The organism is Pseudomonas sp. QD4 (assembly GCF_049199125.1).
GTDB lineage: Bacteria > Pseudomonadota > Gammaproteobacteria > Pseudomonadales > Pseudomonadaceae > Aquipseudomonas.
The window spans coordinates 1,926,068-1,943,027 of sequence record NZ_JBLZOM010000002.1 but is presented as its reverse complement, the minus strand read 5'-3'; the positions used below and the strand labels follow the sequence as shown (position 1 = coordinate 1,943,027).

Annotated in this window: 14 protein-coding genes; 8 read left to right on the top strand and 6 right to left on the bottom strand. The window is 64.8% G+C overall.

Annotated elements, in window-relative coordinates:
* Positions 1-61 precede the first annotated feature (61 nt).
* A complete protein-coding gene (locus ACOZJV_RS19980; RefSeq protein ID WP_421548294.1) occupies positions 62-634 on the top strand; it encodes an NADAR family protein in 573 nt (190 codons plus the stop codon).
* Between the two features lie 6 nt (positions 635-640).
* Here the strand turns inward: ACOZJV_RS19980 and ACOZJV_RS19975 are convergent, their stop codons facing one another.
* The 6 genes from ACOZJV_RS19975 to pilG all read right to left on the bottom strand — a co-directional run bounded on the left by ACOZJV_RS19975 (position 641) and on the right by pilG (position 10,568).
* Positions 641-1,108: a chemotaxis protein CheW gene (locus ACOZJV_RS19975; RefSeq protein ID WP_078473544.1), complete on the bottom strand. Its 468-nt coding sequence runs from the start codon at positions 1,106-1,108 to the stop codon at positions 641-643.
* On the bottom strand, positions 1,101-7,022 hold the full coding sequence (locus ACOZJV_RS19970; protein WP_421548293.1) for an Hpt domain-containing protein: 5,922 nt from the start codon (positions 7,020-7,022) through the stop codon (positions 1,101-1,103). The genes ACOZJV_RS19975 and ACOZJV_RS19970 overlap by 8 nt, the downstream gene beginning before the upstream one ends.
* 29 nt (positions 7,023-7,051) lie before the next feature.
* The gene (locus ACOZJV_RS19965; protein WP_078473542.1) at positions 7,052-9,115 is read right to left on the bottom strand and encodes a methyl-accepting chemotaxis protein; all 2,064 of its coding nucleotides are present in this window, start codon (positions 9,113-9,115) and stop codon (positions 7,052-7,054) included.
* Positions 9,116-9,200: 85 nt separating this feature from the next.
* Positions 9,201-9,740: a chemotaxis protein CheW gene (locus ACOZJV_RS19960; RefSeq protein WP_201128402.1), complete on the bottom strand. Its 540-nt coding sequence runs from the start codon at positions 9,738-9,740 to the stop codon at positions 9,201-9,203.
* An 11-nt stretch (positions 9,741-9,751) separates the two neighbouring features.
* Positions 9,752-10,117 carry a twitching motility response regulator PilH gene (gene pilH, locus ACOZJV_RS19955; RefSeq protein ID WP_020295795.1) on the bottom strand — a complete coding sequence of 122 codons (366 nt, stop codon included), beginning with the start codon at positions 10,115-10,117 and terminating at the stop codon, positions 9,752-9,754.
* A 43-nt stretch (positions 10,118-10,160) separates the two neighbouring features.
* Entirely contained in the window at positions 10,161-10,568 is a 408-nt protein-coding gene (pilG, locus tag ACOZJV_RS19950; protein WP_020295796.1) for a twitching motility response regulator PilG, read from the bottom strand.
* 238 nt (positions 10,569-10,806) lie between these two features.
* Here pilG and gshB point away from each other — a divergent pair, with 238 nt between their 5' ends.
* The 7 genes from gshB to ACOZJV_RS19915 all read left to right on the top strand — a co-directional run bounded on the left by gshB (position 10,807) and on the right by ACOZJV_RS19915 (position 16,889).
* The gene (gene gshB, locus ACOZJV_RS19945) at positions 10,807-11,778 is read left to right on the top strand and encodes a glutathione synthase (RefSeq protein WP_421548292.1); all 972 of its coding nucleotides are present in this window, start codon (positions 10,807-10,809) and stop codon (positions 11,776-11,778) included.
* A gap of 127 nt (positions 11,779-11,905) precedes the next feature.
* Positions 11,906-12,817 carry an energy transducer TonB gene (locus ACOZJV_RS19940; RefSeq protein ID WP_421548291.1) on the top strand — a complete coding sequence of 304 codons (912 nt, stop codon included), beginning with the start codon at positions 11,906-11,908 and terminating at the stop codon, positions 12,815-12,817.
* Between the two features lie 140 nt (positions 12,818-12,957).
* A complete protein-coding gene (locus tag ACOZJV_RS19935) occupies positions 12,958-13,527 on the top strand; it encodes a YqgE/AlgH family protein (protein ID WP_421548290.1) in 570 nt (189 codons plus the stop codon).
* Positions 13,527-13,964, top strand: coding sequence for a Holliday junction resolvase RuvX (ruvX, locus tag ACOZJV_RS19930; protein WP_020295800.1), 438 nt, complete (start codon positions 13,527-13,529; stop codon positions 13,962-13,964). Before ACOZJV_RS19935 ends, ruvX begins: the two co-directional genes overlap by 1 nt.
* A gap of 119 nt (positions 13,965-14,083) precedes the next feature.
* Positions 14,084-14,590: a bifunctional pyr operon transcriptional regulator/uracil phosphoribosyltransferase PyrR gene (pyrR, locus tag ACOZJV_RS19925; RefSeq protein WP_020295801.1), complete on the top strand. Its 507-nt coding sequence runs from the start codon at positions 14,084-14,086 to the stop codon at positions 14,588-14,590.
* Positions 14,591-14,616: 26 nt separating this feature from the next.
* Positions 14,617-15,621: an aspartate carbamoyltransferase catalytic subunit gene (locus ACOZJV_RS19920; RefSeq protein ID WP_020295802.1), complete on the top strand. Its 1,005-nt coding sequence runs from the start codon at positions 14,617-14,619 to the stop codon at positions 15,619-15,621.
* Complete coding sequence (locus tag ACOZJV_RS19915; RefSeq protein ID WP_078473537.1) at positions 15,618-16,889, top strand: dihydroorotase; 1,272 nt, start codon at positions 15,618-15,620, stop codon at positions 16,887-16,889. Before ACOZJV_RS19920 ends, ACOZJV_RS19915 begins: the two co-directional genes overlap by 4 nt.
* Positions 16,890-16,960 lie beyond the last annotated feature (71 nt).

The following is a 16,960-nucleotide window of genomic DNA, read 5'->3' as shown; positions in this document are numbered from 1 at the left end:
ACAGTTGCATCCCGAATCACCCGGCCGATGAATGGCCGGCATCGACGTGACGAGAACTCTCATGGCAAAAACCGCATTCCCTCCTGTGCGCTCGGTCGAGCAGTTGCTGGGGCAACTCCAGCAGGGCTTCAAGCCCGAGTACCTGATGTTCTGGGGCCACCAGCCGGCGCGGGATGGCCGTGTCACCCACAGCTGCTTCAGCCAGTGGTTCTCCACGCCGTTCGAGGTCGACGGGGTGAGTTACGCCAGCGCCGAGCATTACATGATGGCGGGCAAGGCCCGTCTGTTCGATGACGCCCAGACCCTGGAGCGGATCCTCGTCGCGGCAACCCCGGCCGATGCCAAGCAATTGGGGCGTCAGGTGCAGGGGTTTGACGGGGCACAGTGGGACGCGGCGTGCTTCGATATCGTGGTGCGCGGCAACCTGGCCAAGTTCAGCCAGCACCCGGCACTGGCTGAGTTCCTGCTGGCCACTGGCGAGCAGGTGCTGGTGGAAGCCAGCCCGGTGGACCGCATCTGGGGCATCGGCCTGGCCGCCGAGGACAAGAAAGCCTCGCAGCCGGAGAAATGGCGCGGGCTCAATCTGCTGGGGTTTGCCCTGATGGAAGTGCGCAGCGCCCTGCTTGCCGGCTAAGCAGGCTCAGCCCTCTCCCGGCACCAGCCCCGACGCCACCAGCAAGGCTTCGAGCCCCAGCAGGTCGGGGACCTTGGCCACTTGTTCGGCCACTTGTACCGCGGCTTTTTCCAGGGCGCACAAGGGCACATCGACGTAGCTCAATTGGCTGTCGAGTTTGTGCGAGCGCGGGATGCCCTGGACCAGCAAGGCGATGAACGCCAGGTTCGGCCGCCCGCCCAGGGCGTTGAGCACGACGATCCGCGCCCGGTCGCCAATCACGGTCTTGCCGCCACAGGCCGATTCGAAGCTGAGCAGCGGGATCTGCCGGTCGCGCCAGCTCACCAGGCCCAGGTACCAGGGCGGCGAATCCAGGTCGAACGAGCCGGGCTGGTAATCGATCAGTTCGGCGATCGCGACATTGGGCAGGACCAGGGTCCGGTCGGCCAGGGGCAACAGCAACCCGGTCAGGTTGCTGGCGCGGTGGTCAAGCATGGGGTTTGCTCCACAGGGCGATGCTTTCGAGCAATACCGACTCTTGGTAGGGCTTGCCCAGGTAGTCGTTGACACCGATGGCCATGGCCCGGTCGCGGTGCTTCTGCCCGGTGCGCGAGGTGATCATGATGATCGGCAGGTGCTGCAGGCGCGGATCGCTGCGCACCTGCATCGCCACTTCAAAGCCGTCCATGCGCGGCATTTCGATGTCCAGCAGCATCAGGTCCGGCAGGTGCTCGTCGAGCAGGAGCATGGCGTCCACCCCATCCTTGGCGGTCAGCACGTTCATGCCGTGACGCTCCAGCAGGCGGCTGGTGACCTTGCGCACCGTGACCGAATCGTCCACCACCATGACCAGCATCGGCCGTTGCGGCTCGGCCTCTACCGGCCCTTCCTCGTTGCCCGCCACCTGCTGGCGCGGCAACCAGCTCTGCTGGACGCGGATATGGGCCAGCAAATCGAGAATCAGCACCACCCGGCCATCGCCGAGGATGGTCGCGCCCGACAGCCCCTGTACCGCCGAGAACTGCGGGCCAAGGCTCTTGACCACGATCTCCCGGCTACCGGCCATGGCATCGACCTGCACCGCGATCCGGTGCTCGTTGTAATGCACCAGCAGCACCGGCAGCGGCAGGCTCTGGCCCAGCAGTTTCGGGCGGCCGACGGTGTGCAGCAGTTCGCCGAGGTAGCACAGGTCGTAGCGCTGACCGGCGTATTCATAACGCGGCGGATCGAGCTGGTAATAGCTGTCGAGCTCCACCGGCAGTACGCGGACGATGCCTTCGATGGTGTTCAGCGGGATCGCGTATTGCTCGTCGGCACACTGCACCATCAGTGCCCGATTGACCGACACGGTAAACGGCAGGCGAATCCGAAAGTGCACGCCCTGCCCCGGGATCGAGTCGATGCTCATGGTGCCGCCCAACTGCCGCACCTCTTCATGCACCACGTCCATGCCCACGCCGCGCCCGGAAATCTGGGTGATTTTTTCCGCCGTGGAGAACCCCGGCTGCATGATGAATTGCAGCACGTCGCGGTCGCTGATTTCGAGGTTCGGGTCCAGCAGCCCGCGCTTGATCGCCTTGCTGCGCACCGCCTCCAGCGGCACCCCGGCACCGTCGTCACGCATGTCGAAAACGATGTCGCCACCTTCGTGTGCCAGGTCCAGGGTGATCCGGCCCTGGGCCGGCTTGCCCACCGCCAACCGCGCCTCGGCCGATTCCAGGCCATGGTCGACGGCGTTGCGCAGCATGTGTTCCAGGGGCGCCACCATGCGCTCCAGCACGTTGCGGTCCATCTCGCCCTCGGCATTGCCGACGACGAACTCGACCTCCTTGCCCAGTTCGCTGGCGACCTGGCGCACGATGCGCTTGAGGCGCGGCACCATGCGTTCGAACGGCACCATGCGCGTGCGCATCAAGCCTTCCTGCAATTCGGTGTTGATTCGCCCCTGCTGCTGCAGCAGGTTGTGTGCGTCGTGATTGCGGCGGTCGAGGGTTTCCTTGAGGTCGAGCAGGTCGGAGGCCGACTCGAACAGGGCCCGCGACAGCTGCTGCAACTGGGAATGGCGGTCCATTTCCAGCGGGTCGAATTCTTCATAGCCCAGGCGCTCGGCCTCCACCTGCTGGCGGCTGAGGATGCGGCCCTGGGTTTCGGTGTCGAGCCGGCGCAGTTGGTCGCGCATGCGCTCGATGGTGGTCTCCATCTCGCTCAGGGCCACCCGCGCATCGTTGACCTGCTGTTCGATACGCCCGCGAAAGATCGAGGTTTCCCCGGCCAGGTTGACCAGGTCATCCAGCAGTTCAGCCGACACCTTGACCATGTCCCCGGCCGGAGCCTCGACCACCGGCACAGGCGTCTCAGGCTTGCTCGGCGGCGGCAGGCTGAGCAGCGCTGGCGGCGGGCTGGGCTCGACAGAAGGATGGGTAAACGCCCGGATCGCTTCGATCAGGCTGTCGGCGGGCTTGATCGGCTGCCCCGCGCGGGCCGCATCGAGCATCTGCGCCAGCCGGTCGTGGCTGCTTTGCAGCAGGCTGAACAACGCGGGGGTGGCGTGCAGCAGCCCGGAGGACAGGCCTTCGAAGAGAAACTCCAGCTCATGGGCCAGGTCGCCGATCGGGGCGATTTCCACCATCCGCGCCCCACCCTTGAGGGTGTGCAGGTCACGCAGCAGGGTTTCCACCTCCTGCCGCCCCTGGGGCTCGGCCTGCCAGCGGACCAGCGCCGCAGCAGAGCTGTCGATGATGTCGAAACCTTCCTCGAGGAAGATCTCCAGCAGCTCCGGGTCATGGGCGGCCGAATCACTGTCGGCCAATGGCTCCACGACCTCGGGGGCGACACTCGCCCGCTGGCGGAAACGGCTGATGGCCTCGATCAGTTCCTGCGGTTCATCCAACGGCTGTTGTCGCTGCAACTGCTCCAGCAGTACTGCCAGTTGATCGTGGCTGTGCTGCAGCAGCTGCGCCAGTTCCGAGCTGTGCTGGTAACGGCGGTCCACCAGGCCCTGGTACAGGTTTTCCAGCTCATGGGCCAGGTCGCCCACCGGCCCGACGGCGGCCATGCGTGCGCCACCCTTGAGGGTGTGCAGGTCGCGCTGCAAGGACAACAGCGGCGCGCCGTTGTCCGGGTCGGACAACCAGCGTTGCAGGGCCTGGCCCGCACTTTCCAGGATATCGACTGCCTCTTCGAGGAAGATCGCGACAATTTCATCGTCCTGCTCCGGCAAGTCCGCAGCCTGCCCCAGCTCGGCGGTGGCAGCCCCCAGTTCACTGATGCTCAGGGTGCGGCTGCCGTCGCTGCGGATCAGCCCGGTGGCCGTCGGGTCCAGGCCTTCCTCGAGCAACTCGCGCAAGGCCCTGACCCGCGCCGGTTGCGGGCTGACCACCTGCCCGGCGGCCAGCTCGTCGAGCATATTGATCAGCGCTTCATGGGCGCTTTCGGCCTCGTGAAAGAAGCGCTCGCTGACCGCCAGGCTGCTTTCCTCCACCGCCCCATACAGGTCGAGCAAGGCTTCGCACAACTCATCCATCGGTTGCAGGTCGGCCAGGTGCGCGCCCTCGCCCAGGGTCGTCAGCTCATCCAGCAGCGCGCTCAGTTCCTGACGCGCGCCGGGGTGCTGCTGCCAGCGGCGCAACAGGTTTTCGGCGTCCAGCAGGATGTCCATGCCCTGGGCCAGGAAGTTGTTGATCAGTTGCGGGTCACGCTTGATGCGCAGCCCGCTGGTAGGGGAATTGAGGAGTTTTTCCAGGCGTTCGCCCAGCAGGGCCTGGGTGCGGTCGATCAATGACCGTGCCCCGTTGATGGGCGCCTGGGGATCGTTGCCCAACTGCTTCAGGCCACGGCGAAACAGGCCCTCGGCCTCCAGCAGCAGCTCGACTTCATCCAGGTCGAGGGCGATCAGGTGCGCGCGATACTCCCGGGCCAACTGGTCAAGAGGCGCCGCCAGCTCGGCAATCGGCAAGACCCCGGCCATCGAGGCACTGCCCTTCAGGGTGTGCAGGGCCCGTTGCAACTCGTCGCTGGCCTGCAACGGCAGGTGCTCGGCGGCGTGGTCGAGAAAGCGATTGATGCTGTCGAGGTGGGTTTGCGCTTCATTGCGGAAAATCTCCAGCAACTGCGGATCGAGAGCACAGCTCGCCGTGTGCTCCACCGGCTCGGCGTCATCGCCCTTGGCCAGGGCATGGGCACGGGCCGCCAGTTGGTCGACATCGTCACGCTGACGCTGGGCCTGGGCGGCGAATTCGGCGATCAGCTCCGGCAGCAGCTGCACCACCTCGCCCAGCAGTTGCCAGACCTGGGGCCCGGGCTCGACGCTGCGCTCCAGCACCCGGTTGAGCAGGTTCTCGACGGCCCAGGCCAGCTCCCCCAGGACCAGCGCGCGCACCATGCGCCCACTGCCCTTGAGGGTATGGAAGGCGCGGCGCAGCTCACTCAGCGCGGCCTTGCTCGCGGGATCGGCCGACCAGCGCGGCAGGTACTCGCGCAGCACCTCCAGCACCTCGTCGGTTTCCTCGAGGAACACTTCCCGCAGCTCATCGTCCACCGGTGCTTCGTCCCGCGGCGGCGGCAGCAGGCTGCCCGGGGTGTTGAGCGCCGGCGGGTTGAGGGCCGACACCGGGCTGGCCAGCACATCAGCCAGGGACTGCACCACCTGCGGGTCGTCGAGTTCCTGCAGGTCCTGCATCACCAGGGCTTCGCCGGGGCTGAGCACATCGTCGAGAAGTGGCACCTGTTCGACCGGCACATAACCCAGCACGGCCAGGCCCTGCTCGGCCACATCGAGGATTTTCTCTCCGGGGGCCTCGGGGTCTTCGCTCAGGCGCTCCAGGTAATACTCGATGCTGGTGATCACGTCGGCCAGGCTGTCCAGTTGCTGCCACTCGGGGCGGACCGGGTCGGGCAGCAGGTGTTCACGGATAAAGCTGTTGCAGGCTTCGAGCAGGCTCGCGGCGCGGCTCAGGGGAATCATCGCCAGCGCCCCGCGCACCTGGGTCAGCAGCTCGGGCAAGGACAACAGGTGCTCGCGGTCCCAATCGGCGTCGATGTATTCGACGATCAGGTCCTTGGCCTGTTGCAGGCACAGCCGCGCTTCCTTGATCACCAATTGGTGGATCTGAGTCAGGTCGGTGGTGGGCAGGCGGCTTTCTTCGCGGCTTTCAGGCTCCACGGTGCCGACCATGCCGGCCAGGGTCGCCTCGACATACAGCAAGGCGCCGGCCACATCCATCAGCACCGCGTCATTGGGTTCGCGCTGGCCCTGGGCCAGGCTCTGGACCACCGCCAACTGGTCGATGATCACCTTGCGCGGCTGGCCAAAACCCAGCACCGCGAGGGTGTCGGCGATCTGCCGCAATGGCGCCAGCAGGCTGTCCAGGTCATCGGCGTGCTGCCGGTCGCTGCGCACGAACAGATCCAGGCGCTCCTTGACCCGTACCAGCTCCTCGCAAAGCGCGGCCAGGACCGAGCGCATGGCGTCGCGGTCGGGGCCCGCCATGCGTGCGCGCTCCTCATCGACCAGGGCGCTGTCGGGCAGCGCGTCGTCCAGGGCGTAGCGTTCTTTCATGATCTGCATCTGCGGGGTGGGATGACGGGCCTTGGCGATGTAAAACAGCAGGCTCTTGAGCAATTCGTCCGGCGCCGGCTGGTTGACCCCGGCGATGCCTTCCTCGAACAGGCGCTTGAGCTGGCGGTCGACATCCTTGAGCAGGCTGCGCACCGCCGGGCTGTTGGCCACCACCTCATGGCGCATGCCGTCCACCAGGGCCAGGGAAATCTGCCACAACGGCCCCAGCGGCGCGTTCTGGCACAAGGCTTCAAGGCGCTCGAACACGCGGGTCATATAGGACAGGCTGTTTTCCACATCCTGTTCCCGCAGCAGGTCCACCAGCGCGGTTTGCAACATATGCCGCAGTTTGCGCAACAAGACCTGCCATTGCCCCGGATCCAGCTCGGCCAGGGCCGCCGCGTCGAGCGGCGCGAGGCTGGGCAGCAGGGGGCTGAACAGGCTGGTTTCCGAGAGCAGACTCTCGCCACGGGCACTGCGCAGGTCGTTGAGCAGCGGCAACACCACCAGCGGCAGGTCGCGCCGCGCACTTTGCACCCGGTCCAGGTATTGCGGCAGTTGAGTGATGGCCTGCAACAACAGGCGGATGGCTTCGTCACGCTGGGACACGCGGTGCTGCTGCAAGGCCAGGGCCAGTTGCTCCATCTCTTCGGCCAGCAGCGCCGCGCCATAGAACTCGACCATCTGCAGGCTGCCATGGACCTGATGGATGCCCTCCAGGCACTGGCCGATGGCGTCGGCCGCCAACGGCTCATCGAGCAGATGCTCCAGCGCCTGATAGGCCTGCTTCAGGGTCTCGGCAATTTCGCCCTTGACCCATTCGAGGGCCACATAGTCGTGCCGATCAACCATAACCACTCCAGTCAAAGTCTTCGTCTGCCTTAGCGTTTGTCACCCGGGGCGAGTTCCCGAGAGGCCGGCAAGGTGAAGCCGGACACCGAACGCCGCAGTTGGCTGGCCATTTTCGCCAGGTTGCCAATGCTTTCAGCCGTCGCGGTGGAACCGGACGAAGTTTGTGAGGTGATCTGCTGGATCACGTTCATGGTCAGGGAAATCTGCCCGGCCGATGAGGTCTGCTGCTGCGCCGCATTGGAAATGCTCTGGATCAGCGCCGCCAGGGTCTTGGACACGCCTTCGATTTCTTCCAGGGCCACCCCGGCGTCCTGGGCCAGGCGCGCACCGCGCACCACTTCGGAGGTGGTCTGCTCCATGGAGATCACCGCTTCGTTGGTGTCGGTCTGGATCGCCCGCACCAGGGTCTCGATCTGCCGCGTGGCCGCCGAAGAGCGCTCGGCCAGACGCTGCACCTCATCGGCCACCACTGCAAAACCGCGCCCGGCGTCCCCGGCCATGGAGGCCTGGATCGCCGCGTTCAGGGCGAGGATGTTGGTCTGGTCGGCGATGTCGTCGATCAGACTGACAATGTCGCCGATCTCCTGGGAAGACTCACCCAGACGCTTGATGCGCTTGGCGGTGTCCTGGATCTGCTCGCGGATATTGTCCATGCCGTGGATGGTGTTGTGCACCACCTCATTGCCCTTGTTGGCGATCTCCACCGAACGCTCGGCCACCGCCGACGACTCGGCGGCGTTGGCCGAGACCTGGTCGATGGACTGGGCCATGTCGTTGATCGCGGTGGAGGCTTCGGAAATCTGCTGCGCCTGATGCTCCGAGGCTTCGGCCAGTTGCATGGCGGTGGCCTGGGTTTCCTGCACGGCACCGGCCACCTGGCCGGCGGTGAGGTTGATGGTGGCCACCAGGTCGCGCAGTTGGTCGACGGAATAGTTGATCGAATCGGCGATGGTTCCGGTGAAGTCTTCGGTGACTGAGGCCGTCACCGTCAGGTCGCCGTCGGCCAGGTCTTCGATTTCATCCAGCAGGCGCATGATCGCGTTCTGGTTGCGCTCGTTCTTTTCAGCGGTCTCGCGCAGTTGGCGATTGGTCTCGCGCACCATCACCAGGCCGATCAGGATGATCGACATCAGCGCCAGCAACCCCAGGACATAACCACCAATGGTGTCCAGGGAGCGGCCACCGGCCAGGTTCTCGAAACCGTTGGCCAGGCGCGAGGCTTCATCGAGCAGGGTTTGCGAAAGGCTGAAGATATTGCTCGCGGACTCGCGAACCTGGAACAGCTCGGGAGAGGTTTCGAGGATTTCATCCACCGAGCCCGAGACGAACTCGAACAGCTCGGAGATCTCGGCCAGCCGGGCGCGGGCATCACGGTCTTCGACCTGGCTGATCTTCAGCGCCGGATTGCCCTGCAACATGCCGTTCAGCACCTGGCCAAAGCGTGCCGCATCGCGCCCGAAGGCATCGGCGGCCTGGACCGCATTCTCATCCCCGGCGAGCACGGTGTTCACCGCGCCCAGGATCCGCTCCGCCAGCAGCGACTGACGCTGAGCCACGGCCACCTGGGCCGCCGGCGCGCCACGCTGGAGGAGGATTTCGACCACCTTCTCGTACTCCACCTGCAGTTGCGGCACGGTTTCGGCGAGGGTCGCGGCCACTTGATGCAAGGACAGCACGGTCTGTTCGCTGGCAAGAATGGCGTCGGTGTTCTTCAGCAGTTTTTCCCAGTCCTGCTGCACGGCGTGCATTTCATCGCGCACGGCCAGCGGCGCGCCGGGCAGGCCGGTGGCCGGGTCGCCTTTTTTCAGGTAACCCCAGCGCTGGGCAAAATCGTTGCGCGCATCACTCAGCAGCTTGAACGCGGCAGCCTTGCCGGCGGCGGCTTCGGTGGCGTTCTTGGCAATGCGCTGGGACAGCACCCGCAGCTCGCCGGCGTGGCCGATGTACTGCTTGTCGTAGGTGGCCTGGGTGTTGAGGTAAGCGAAGTTGGCGAACAGCAGCATGATGAAAATGATCAGCGCGATAAACAGCACGATGATCTGCGAGCGGCTGCGCGAACCTTCCACGGGCTTGGCGGTTTTGGCTTTTATCATCGATCAGGCCTGTGGCGAGCGAGCATGCCCGCGTTGTAAGTGCACAGCGCTCATGACGGGCCCCGCGGCGGCGATGCCTGGCGGTTCACAGCGCTACATCCATAAATCCCGAGGAACCGGCCAGGGCAAAGGGGCTGAACACCTGCCACACCTGGTCGCGTTCGAAACGGCCTTGCAGGTAGGGCGCGATCGCCCCCTGGGCCGGCTCGGTCACGCTGGCTTGCAGGCTGTCCTGGGCAAAATGCTGCATGCCGACGACTTCATCCACCATCAGCCCGGCAAACACCTCTTTGTGCTCGACCACCAGCACCCGGCGTTGCTTGCGAAGTGCCGAGAGCTCATGGCCGAGGAAACCGCACAGGTCCATGACCGGCAGCAGCCGCCCCCGCAGATTGGCCACGCCCTTGACCCAGGATTTCACCCCGGGCAGGACGGTGTAGCGCGGTTCATGCAGGACTTCGCTGACTTCGCCCATGGGCGCCACGTACCACTGCTCACCGATGCGAAAGCCGATCCCGCTCCAGCTGTGCTGGCGGGTTTCCTGGGACGGCAGGTCCGCCGCCAGCAGGCGGCAGCGCCGATCGATATCGAGCAGCAGCTCGAACGCGGTTTGCGACTCGGCCATGGCGCTGGCCGTCAGCCGGCCAGAACGTTGTTCAGGGTCTTGATCAGGGTTTCTTCATCCACCGGCTTGGTCAGGTAGTCCTTGGCGCCCTGGCGGGTACCCCAGACCTTGTCGGTCTCCTGATCCTTGGTGGTGATGATAATCACCGGGATATGGCTGGTTTCGGCGTCCTTGGTCAGCTGGCGGGTCGCCTGGAAGCCATTGAGGCCTGGCATGACGATATCCATCAGCACCGCGTCGGGTTTTTCCTGGCGGGCCAGGGCGACGCCGTCCGCGCCGTTTTCGGCCTTGAGGACTTCATGACCGTGCTTTTCCAGCATGCCGGTCAGTTTGTACATTTCAGTCGGCGAATCATCGACGATCAGAATACGTGCCATGGTCTTCCCCATACGAATAGGCGTTCGGCCCCTTGGCTGAACGTCAATGTGCTTGTTCTACTGCGGCGAAGCCCGGGACATGGGCCTTGATCGCGTTCAGCAGTTCTTCCTTGCTAAAGGGCTTGGTCAAAAACTGGTCGGAACCGACGATGCGGCCCTTGGCCTTGTCGAACAGACCGTCCTTGGAGGACAGCATAATCACCGGCGTGGACTTGAAGGCACTGTTGTTCTTGATCAGGGCGCAGGTCTGATAGCCATCGAGGCGCGGCATCATGATGTCGACAAAAATGATCCCGGGGTGATGATCGGCAATCTTGGCCAGGGCCTCGAAACCGTCAACCGCAGTGATGACTTCACAGCCCACGTTCTTGAGCAGCGTTTCAGCCGTGCGGCGAATCGTCTTCGAGTCATCGATCACCATCACCTTCAAGGCGCTGGAATGCTGTTCCATATTCTGCTCTACCATCGCCACAGCGAATCGATTTAATGCCGGTACCGCCTGGTAAAGCCCCAAACCCTTGATGTTCAAGGCCTGGGCGCGGCATGCGAGCCTTTTTAGCATACTCTCAGAATGCAATCTATCGGCCGACCGGCAAGGCGGTTTTTCCTTGACCGGGAACCGCCCGAGCGCCACTCTGACGCCACTTTTTCAAGCCATTGCGCCCACTAAATTTTCGAGGAAACAGCCCATGAGCGTTCGCGTCGGGATTGTCATGGACCCTATCGCCAGCATCTCCTATAAAAAGGACAGCTCGCTGGCCATGCTGCTGGCCGCCCAGGCCCGCGGCTGGACCCTGTTCTACATGGAACAGCGCGACCTCTACCAGGGCGCGGGCGAGGCACGGGCACGCATGCGTCCGCTGCAAGTCTTTGCCAACCCGGAAAAATGGTTCGAGCTGCAAGACGAAATCGACAGCCCGCTGAGCGATCTGGACGTGATCCTGATGCGCAAGGACCCGCCGTTCGACATGGAGTTCGTCTACTCCACCTACCTGCTGGAGCAGGCCGAGCGCGCCGGAGTGCTGGTGGTCAACAAGCCGCAGAGCCTGCGCGACTGCAACGAGAAGCTGTTCGCCACGCTGTTCCCGCAGTGCACGCCGCCGACCGTGGTCAGCCGCCGCGCGGACGTGCTGCGTGAATTTGCCGCACAACATGGCGACGTGATCCTCAAGCCTCTGGACGGCATGGGCGGCACCTCGATCTTCCGCCACCGCGCCGGCGACCCGAACCTGTCGGTGATCCTGGAAACCCTGACCGCCCTGGGCGCCCAGCAGATCATGGGCCAGGCCTACCTGCCGGCGATCAAGGATGGCGACAAGCGCATCCTGATGATCGACGGCGAGCCGGTGCCTTATTGCCTGGCGCGAATCCCGGCCGCCGGTGAAACCCGGGGCAACCTTGCCGCCGGCGGACGCGGCGAAGCCCGCCCGCTGACCGACAAGGACCGCTGGATTGCCGCTCAGGTCGGCCCGATCCTGCGGGAGAAAGGCCTGCTGTTCGTCGGCCTGGATGTGATCGGCGAGCACCTGACGGAAATCAACGTCACCAGCCCGACCTGCATCCGCGAAATCGACAATGCGTTTGGCACCAACATCGGTGCGCTGCTGATGGATGCCATCGAGGCCAAGCTGCAAGTGGCAAGCCGCAAGCCACAAGCTTGATGTGGATCATGTACAGCCTGTCGCTTGTCGCTTGAAGCTCGCAGCTTGAAACCAACATTGCGTTATCATGCGCCGCCTGTGAAACGCGCGATGTTGGTTTTGTGATGCCTCCTGTGATGTTGAACCGATGACACTCCCGTCCGACCTGCCCCTCGACCTCCCTCCCGAGCTCGCGCATAGCGGTGTGCGTGCGGCTGATCGTCTCGGTTTCACACTGTTTCTCGCCGCCCTCCTGCACCTGGCACTGATTCTCGGCCTGGGCTTCTCCTTCGCCGAACCCAAGCAGATCACCAAGACCCTGGAAATCACCCTCGCCACCTTCAAAAGCGAGACCAAGCCGAAGAAGGCCGATTTCCTGGCCCAGGACAACCAGCAGGGCAGCGGCACCCTGGACAAGAAGGCGATCCCCAAGACCACCGAGGTTGCGCCGTTCCAGGACAACCAGGTGAACAAGGTCACGCCGCCGCCCGCCGCCAAGCCCGAGGTCAAGGAAGCCGCGCCCAAGGCCGCCGTCGCCACCACCGCGCCAAAACCGAAAAAGACCGTCACCAAGCGCGAAGAGGTCAAGGCCGAAGCCGCGCCCAAGCCTGCGGCGCCGACCTTCGACAGCTCGCAGCTGTCCAGCGAGATCTCCAGCCTCGAAGCCGAACTGGCCAATGAGCAGCAGCTGTATGCCAAGCGCCCGCGCATCCACCGCCTGAGCGCGGCCTCGACCATGCGCGACAAGGGCGCCTGGTATAAGGACGAATGGCGCAAGAAGGTCGAGCGCATCGGCAACCTCAATTACCCCGAGGAAGCCCGACGCAAGCAGATTTACGGCAACCTGCGACTGATGGTCTCGATCAACCGCGACGGCTCGCTATATGAAGTGCTGGTGCTGGAGTCGTCCGGCCAGCCGCTGCTGGACCAGGCGGCGCAACGCATCGTGCGCCTGGCCGCACCTTTTGCCCCTTTTACCGGTGACCTGTCGGATATCGACCGCCTGGAAATCATTCGCACCTGGAAGTTTGCCCGGGGCGACAAGCTTTCCAGCAACTGACGCCCTGTCCGTGGCCAGGGAGCCTGCTCGCGATCGACCCGGCACTTCGGACCGAAGGCAGCAGCTGGCCCCATGCCACCGGGCCAACCGCAATGATCACCAGCTTGTCAGTTTGCCCCTCCAACGCCACACTAGCGCACATGAAAAACGTCAGCCCCAGTTACCTCAAGCATCACTTCCTGATCGCCATGCCCCATATGGCCGACCCGAACTTTGCGCACACCTTGACTTACATCGTCGAGCACAACGCCAATGGCGCCATGGGGCTGGTAGTCAATCGCCCGCAGGAACTGAGCCTTGCCGACATCCTCGAGCAACTGCGCCCCGATGTTGAAACGCCACTGCTGTGCGAGCACGTGCCGATTTTCAGCGGCGGCCCGGTGCAGACCGATCGCGGTTTTGTCCTGCACCCTAGCGGCCTGACCTTCCAGGCCACGGTCGAGCTCGAAGGCCTGGCGCTGTCCACCTCCCAGGACGTGCTGTTCGCCATCGCCGACGGTGAAGGCCCGCAGAAAAGCCTGATCGCCCTGGGCTACGCCGGCTGGGAAGCCGGGCAACTGGAGGCCGAACTGGCCGACAACGCCTGGCTGACCTGCCCGTTCGATGCCGACATCCTGTTCAACACCAGCAGCGAAATGCGCCTGGAAGCGGCCGCGCGGCACCTGGGGATCAACCTCAACCTGCTCACCAGCCAGGCGGGGCACGCCTGATGGCCTTGCGACTGATCCTCGGTTTCGACTACGGCACCAAACAGATCGGCGTCGCCGTCGGCCAGGCGATCACCGCCCAGGCCCGCGAGCTGTGCACGCTGAAGGCGCAAAACGGCATTCCCGACTGGAACCAGGTCGAAGCCCTGATCAAGGAATGGAAGCCCGACGCCGTAGTCGTCGGCCTGCCGCTGAATATGGACGGCAGCCCCAGCGACATGTGTGTGCGCGCCGAAAAGTTCGCCCGGCGCCTCAACGGCCGCTACAACCTGCCCTTCTATACCCACGATGAACGCCTGACCACCTTCGAGGCCAAGGGCGAACGCCTGACCCGGGGTGGGCAAAAGGGCAGCTACCGCGACAACCCGGTCGACGCCATCGCCGCCGCCCTGCTGCTGCAAGGCTGGCTCGACGAAAACGCAGCCTTGCTCGAACACTGAACCGCCCGATCCTGAAGATGCGTGGCTGCCCCAGCCACACGCCTCCTGGCCACAACACCAGCCGTAAGACTCCGCACCCGGCTCCACGCAGCCGGGCGCGGGCCCACGAAGGAGCAACCATGAGCCTGCCCAATCCCGTCGAACTGATCAGCCAGATGGCCGCTGATCTCAACGCCCACCTGGCCAAGCGCAAGATCAGCGAGCCGCGCTATATCGGCATTCGCACCGGTGGTGTCTGGGTCGCCCAGGCCCTGCTGGAAGCGCTGGGCAGCGACTCACCGTTGGGCACGCTGGATGTGTCGTTCTATCGCGATGACTTCAGCCAGAACGGCCTGCACCCGCAAGTGCGGCCTTCGGAGCTGCCGTTCGAGATTGAAGGCCAGCACCTGGTACTGATCGATGACGTGTTGATGAGCGGCCGGACCATTCGCGCCGCCCTCAACGAACTGTTCGATTACGGCCGCCCGGCCAGCGTGACCCTGGTCTGCCTGCTGGACCTGGACGCCGGCGAACTGCCGATCCGCCCGAATGTGGTGGGTGCGACCTTGTCGCTGGCCGCCCACGAGCGGGTAAAATTGTCCGGCCCCGCTCCACTGCAACTCGAACTGCAAGACCTCGCCCTTTGACACGCCCCTTTAAAGAGTCCATTGCGATGACGCCTCCAGACGCCAAGCGCCCGCTGCAGCTCAATGATCAGGGCCAGCTGCGCCACTTCCTGTCGCTCGACGGCCTGCGCCGCGAGCTGCTGACAGAAATCCTCGACACTGCCGACTCGTTCCTTGAAGTCGGCGCCCGGGCGGTGAAAAAAGTCCCGTTGCTGCGCGGCAAGACCGTGTGCAACGTGTTCTTCGAAAACTCCACCCGCACCCGCACCACCTTCGAACTGGCGGCCCAGCGCCTGTCGGCGGACGTGATCACCCTGAACGTGTCCACCTCCTCGGCGAGCAAGGGTGAAACCCTGCTCGACACCCTGCGCAACCTGGAAGCCATGGCCGCCGACATGTTCGTGGTGCGCCACGGCGACTCCGGCGCCGCGCACTTCATCGCCGAACACGTGTGCCCGCAAGTGGCGATCATCAACGGCGGCGACGGCCGGCACGCGCACCCGACCCAGGGCATGCTCGACATGCTGACCATCCGCCGGCACAAGGGCGGCTTCGAGAACCTGTCGGTGGCCATCGTCGGCGACATCCTGCATTCGCGGGTGGCCCGTTCGAACATGCTGGCGCTGAAAACCCTCGGCTGCCCCGACATCCGGGTGATCGCGCCCAAGACCCTGCTGCCGATCGGCATCGAGCAGTACGGGGTCAAGGTCTACACCGACATGACCGAAGGCCTGAAGGATGTCGACGTGGTGATCATGCTGCGCCTGCAACGCGAGCGCATGCAGGGTGGCCTGCTGCCCAGCGAAGGCGAGTTCTACCGCCTGTTCGGCCTGACCACCGCGCGCCTGGCCGGAGCCAAGCCGGACGCCATCGTCATGCACCCGGGCCCGATCAACCGCGGCGTGGAGATCGAATCGGCGGTGGCCGACGGCCCGCATTCGGTGATTCTCAACCAGGTGACCTACGGCATCGCGGTACGCATGGCCGTACTGTCCATGGCCATGAGCGGGCAGACCGCCCAGCGACAATTCGAGCAGGAGAACGCCCAGTGAAGCTCAGCATTCTCGGCGCCCGCGTCATCGATCCAAGCAGCGGGCTGGATCAAGTCACTGATTTGCACCTGGAAGCCGGCAAGATCGTCGCCATTGGCGCTGCCCCGGCCGATTTCAACGCCACCCAACGCATCGACGCCAAAGGCCTGGTGGCCGCCCCCGGGCTGGTGGACCTGAGTGTCGCCCTGCGCGAACCGGGCTACAGCCGCAAAGGCAGCATCGCCAGCGAAACCCGGGCTGCTGCTGCCGGTGGCGTCACCAGCCTGTGCTGCCCACCGCACACCAAACCGGTGCTGGACACCTCGGCGGTGACCGAGCTGATCCTCGACCGTGCTCGCGAAGCCGGCAATACCAAGGTGTTCCCCATCGGCGCCCTGAGCAAAGGCCTGGAAGGCGAGCAGCTTGCAGAACTCATCGCGTTGCGCGACGCCGGCTGCGTGGCGTTCGGCAATGGTTTGGAGAGCTTTCGCAGCACCCGCACCCTGTGCCGTGCCCTGGAATATGCTGCAACCTTCGACCTGACCGTGATTTTCCACTCCCAGGACCGCGACCTGGCCGAAGGCGGCCTGGCCCACGAAGGCGCCACCGCCAGCTTCCTCGGCTTGCCGGGGATTCCGGAGACCGCAGAAACCGTGGCCCTGGCCCGGGACCTGCTGTTGGTGGAGCAAAGCGGCGTGCGCGCGCACTTCAGCCAGCTGACCAGCGCCCGGGGTGTGGCGCTGATCGCCCAGGCCCAGGCTCGCGGCCTGCCGGTGACTGCCGATGTGGCGCTGTATCAGCTGATCCTGACGGATGAAGCCTTGATCGACTTCTCCAGCCTGTATCACGTACAGCCGCCCCTGCGTTCGCGGGCGGACCGCGACGGGCTGCGTGAGGCGGTGAAATCCGGGGTGGTCCAGGCCATTTCCAGCCACCACCAACCCCACGAGCGCGACGCCAAGCTGGCGCCGTTCGGCGCCACCGAGCCGGGCATCAGCAGCGTCGAGCTATTGCTGCCACTGGCTCTGACCCTGGTGGAAGATGGCTTGCTGGACCTGCCAACCCTGCTCGCCCGCCTCAGTGCCGGCCCGGCCGATGCCCTGCGCCTGCCTGCCGGCAAGCTCGCGGTAGGCGCCCCGGCCGACCTGGTGCTGTTCGACCCGACCAGCTCCACCGTGGCCGGTGAACACTGGCTGTCCAAAGGCGAAAACTGCCCGTTCCTCGGCCACAGCCTGCCCGGCATGGTGCGCTACACCCTGGTGGATGGGCGCATCAGCTACCAGGCGTGACTGTAGGCGCGGTGGTGTGGCAGGTGGGTGCTGGTTGATGCAGAGGGCCAGCGCAGCCTCGCACGACTCGA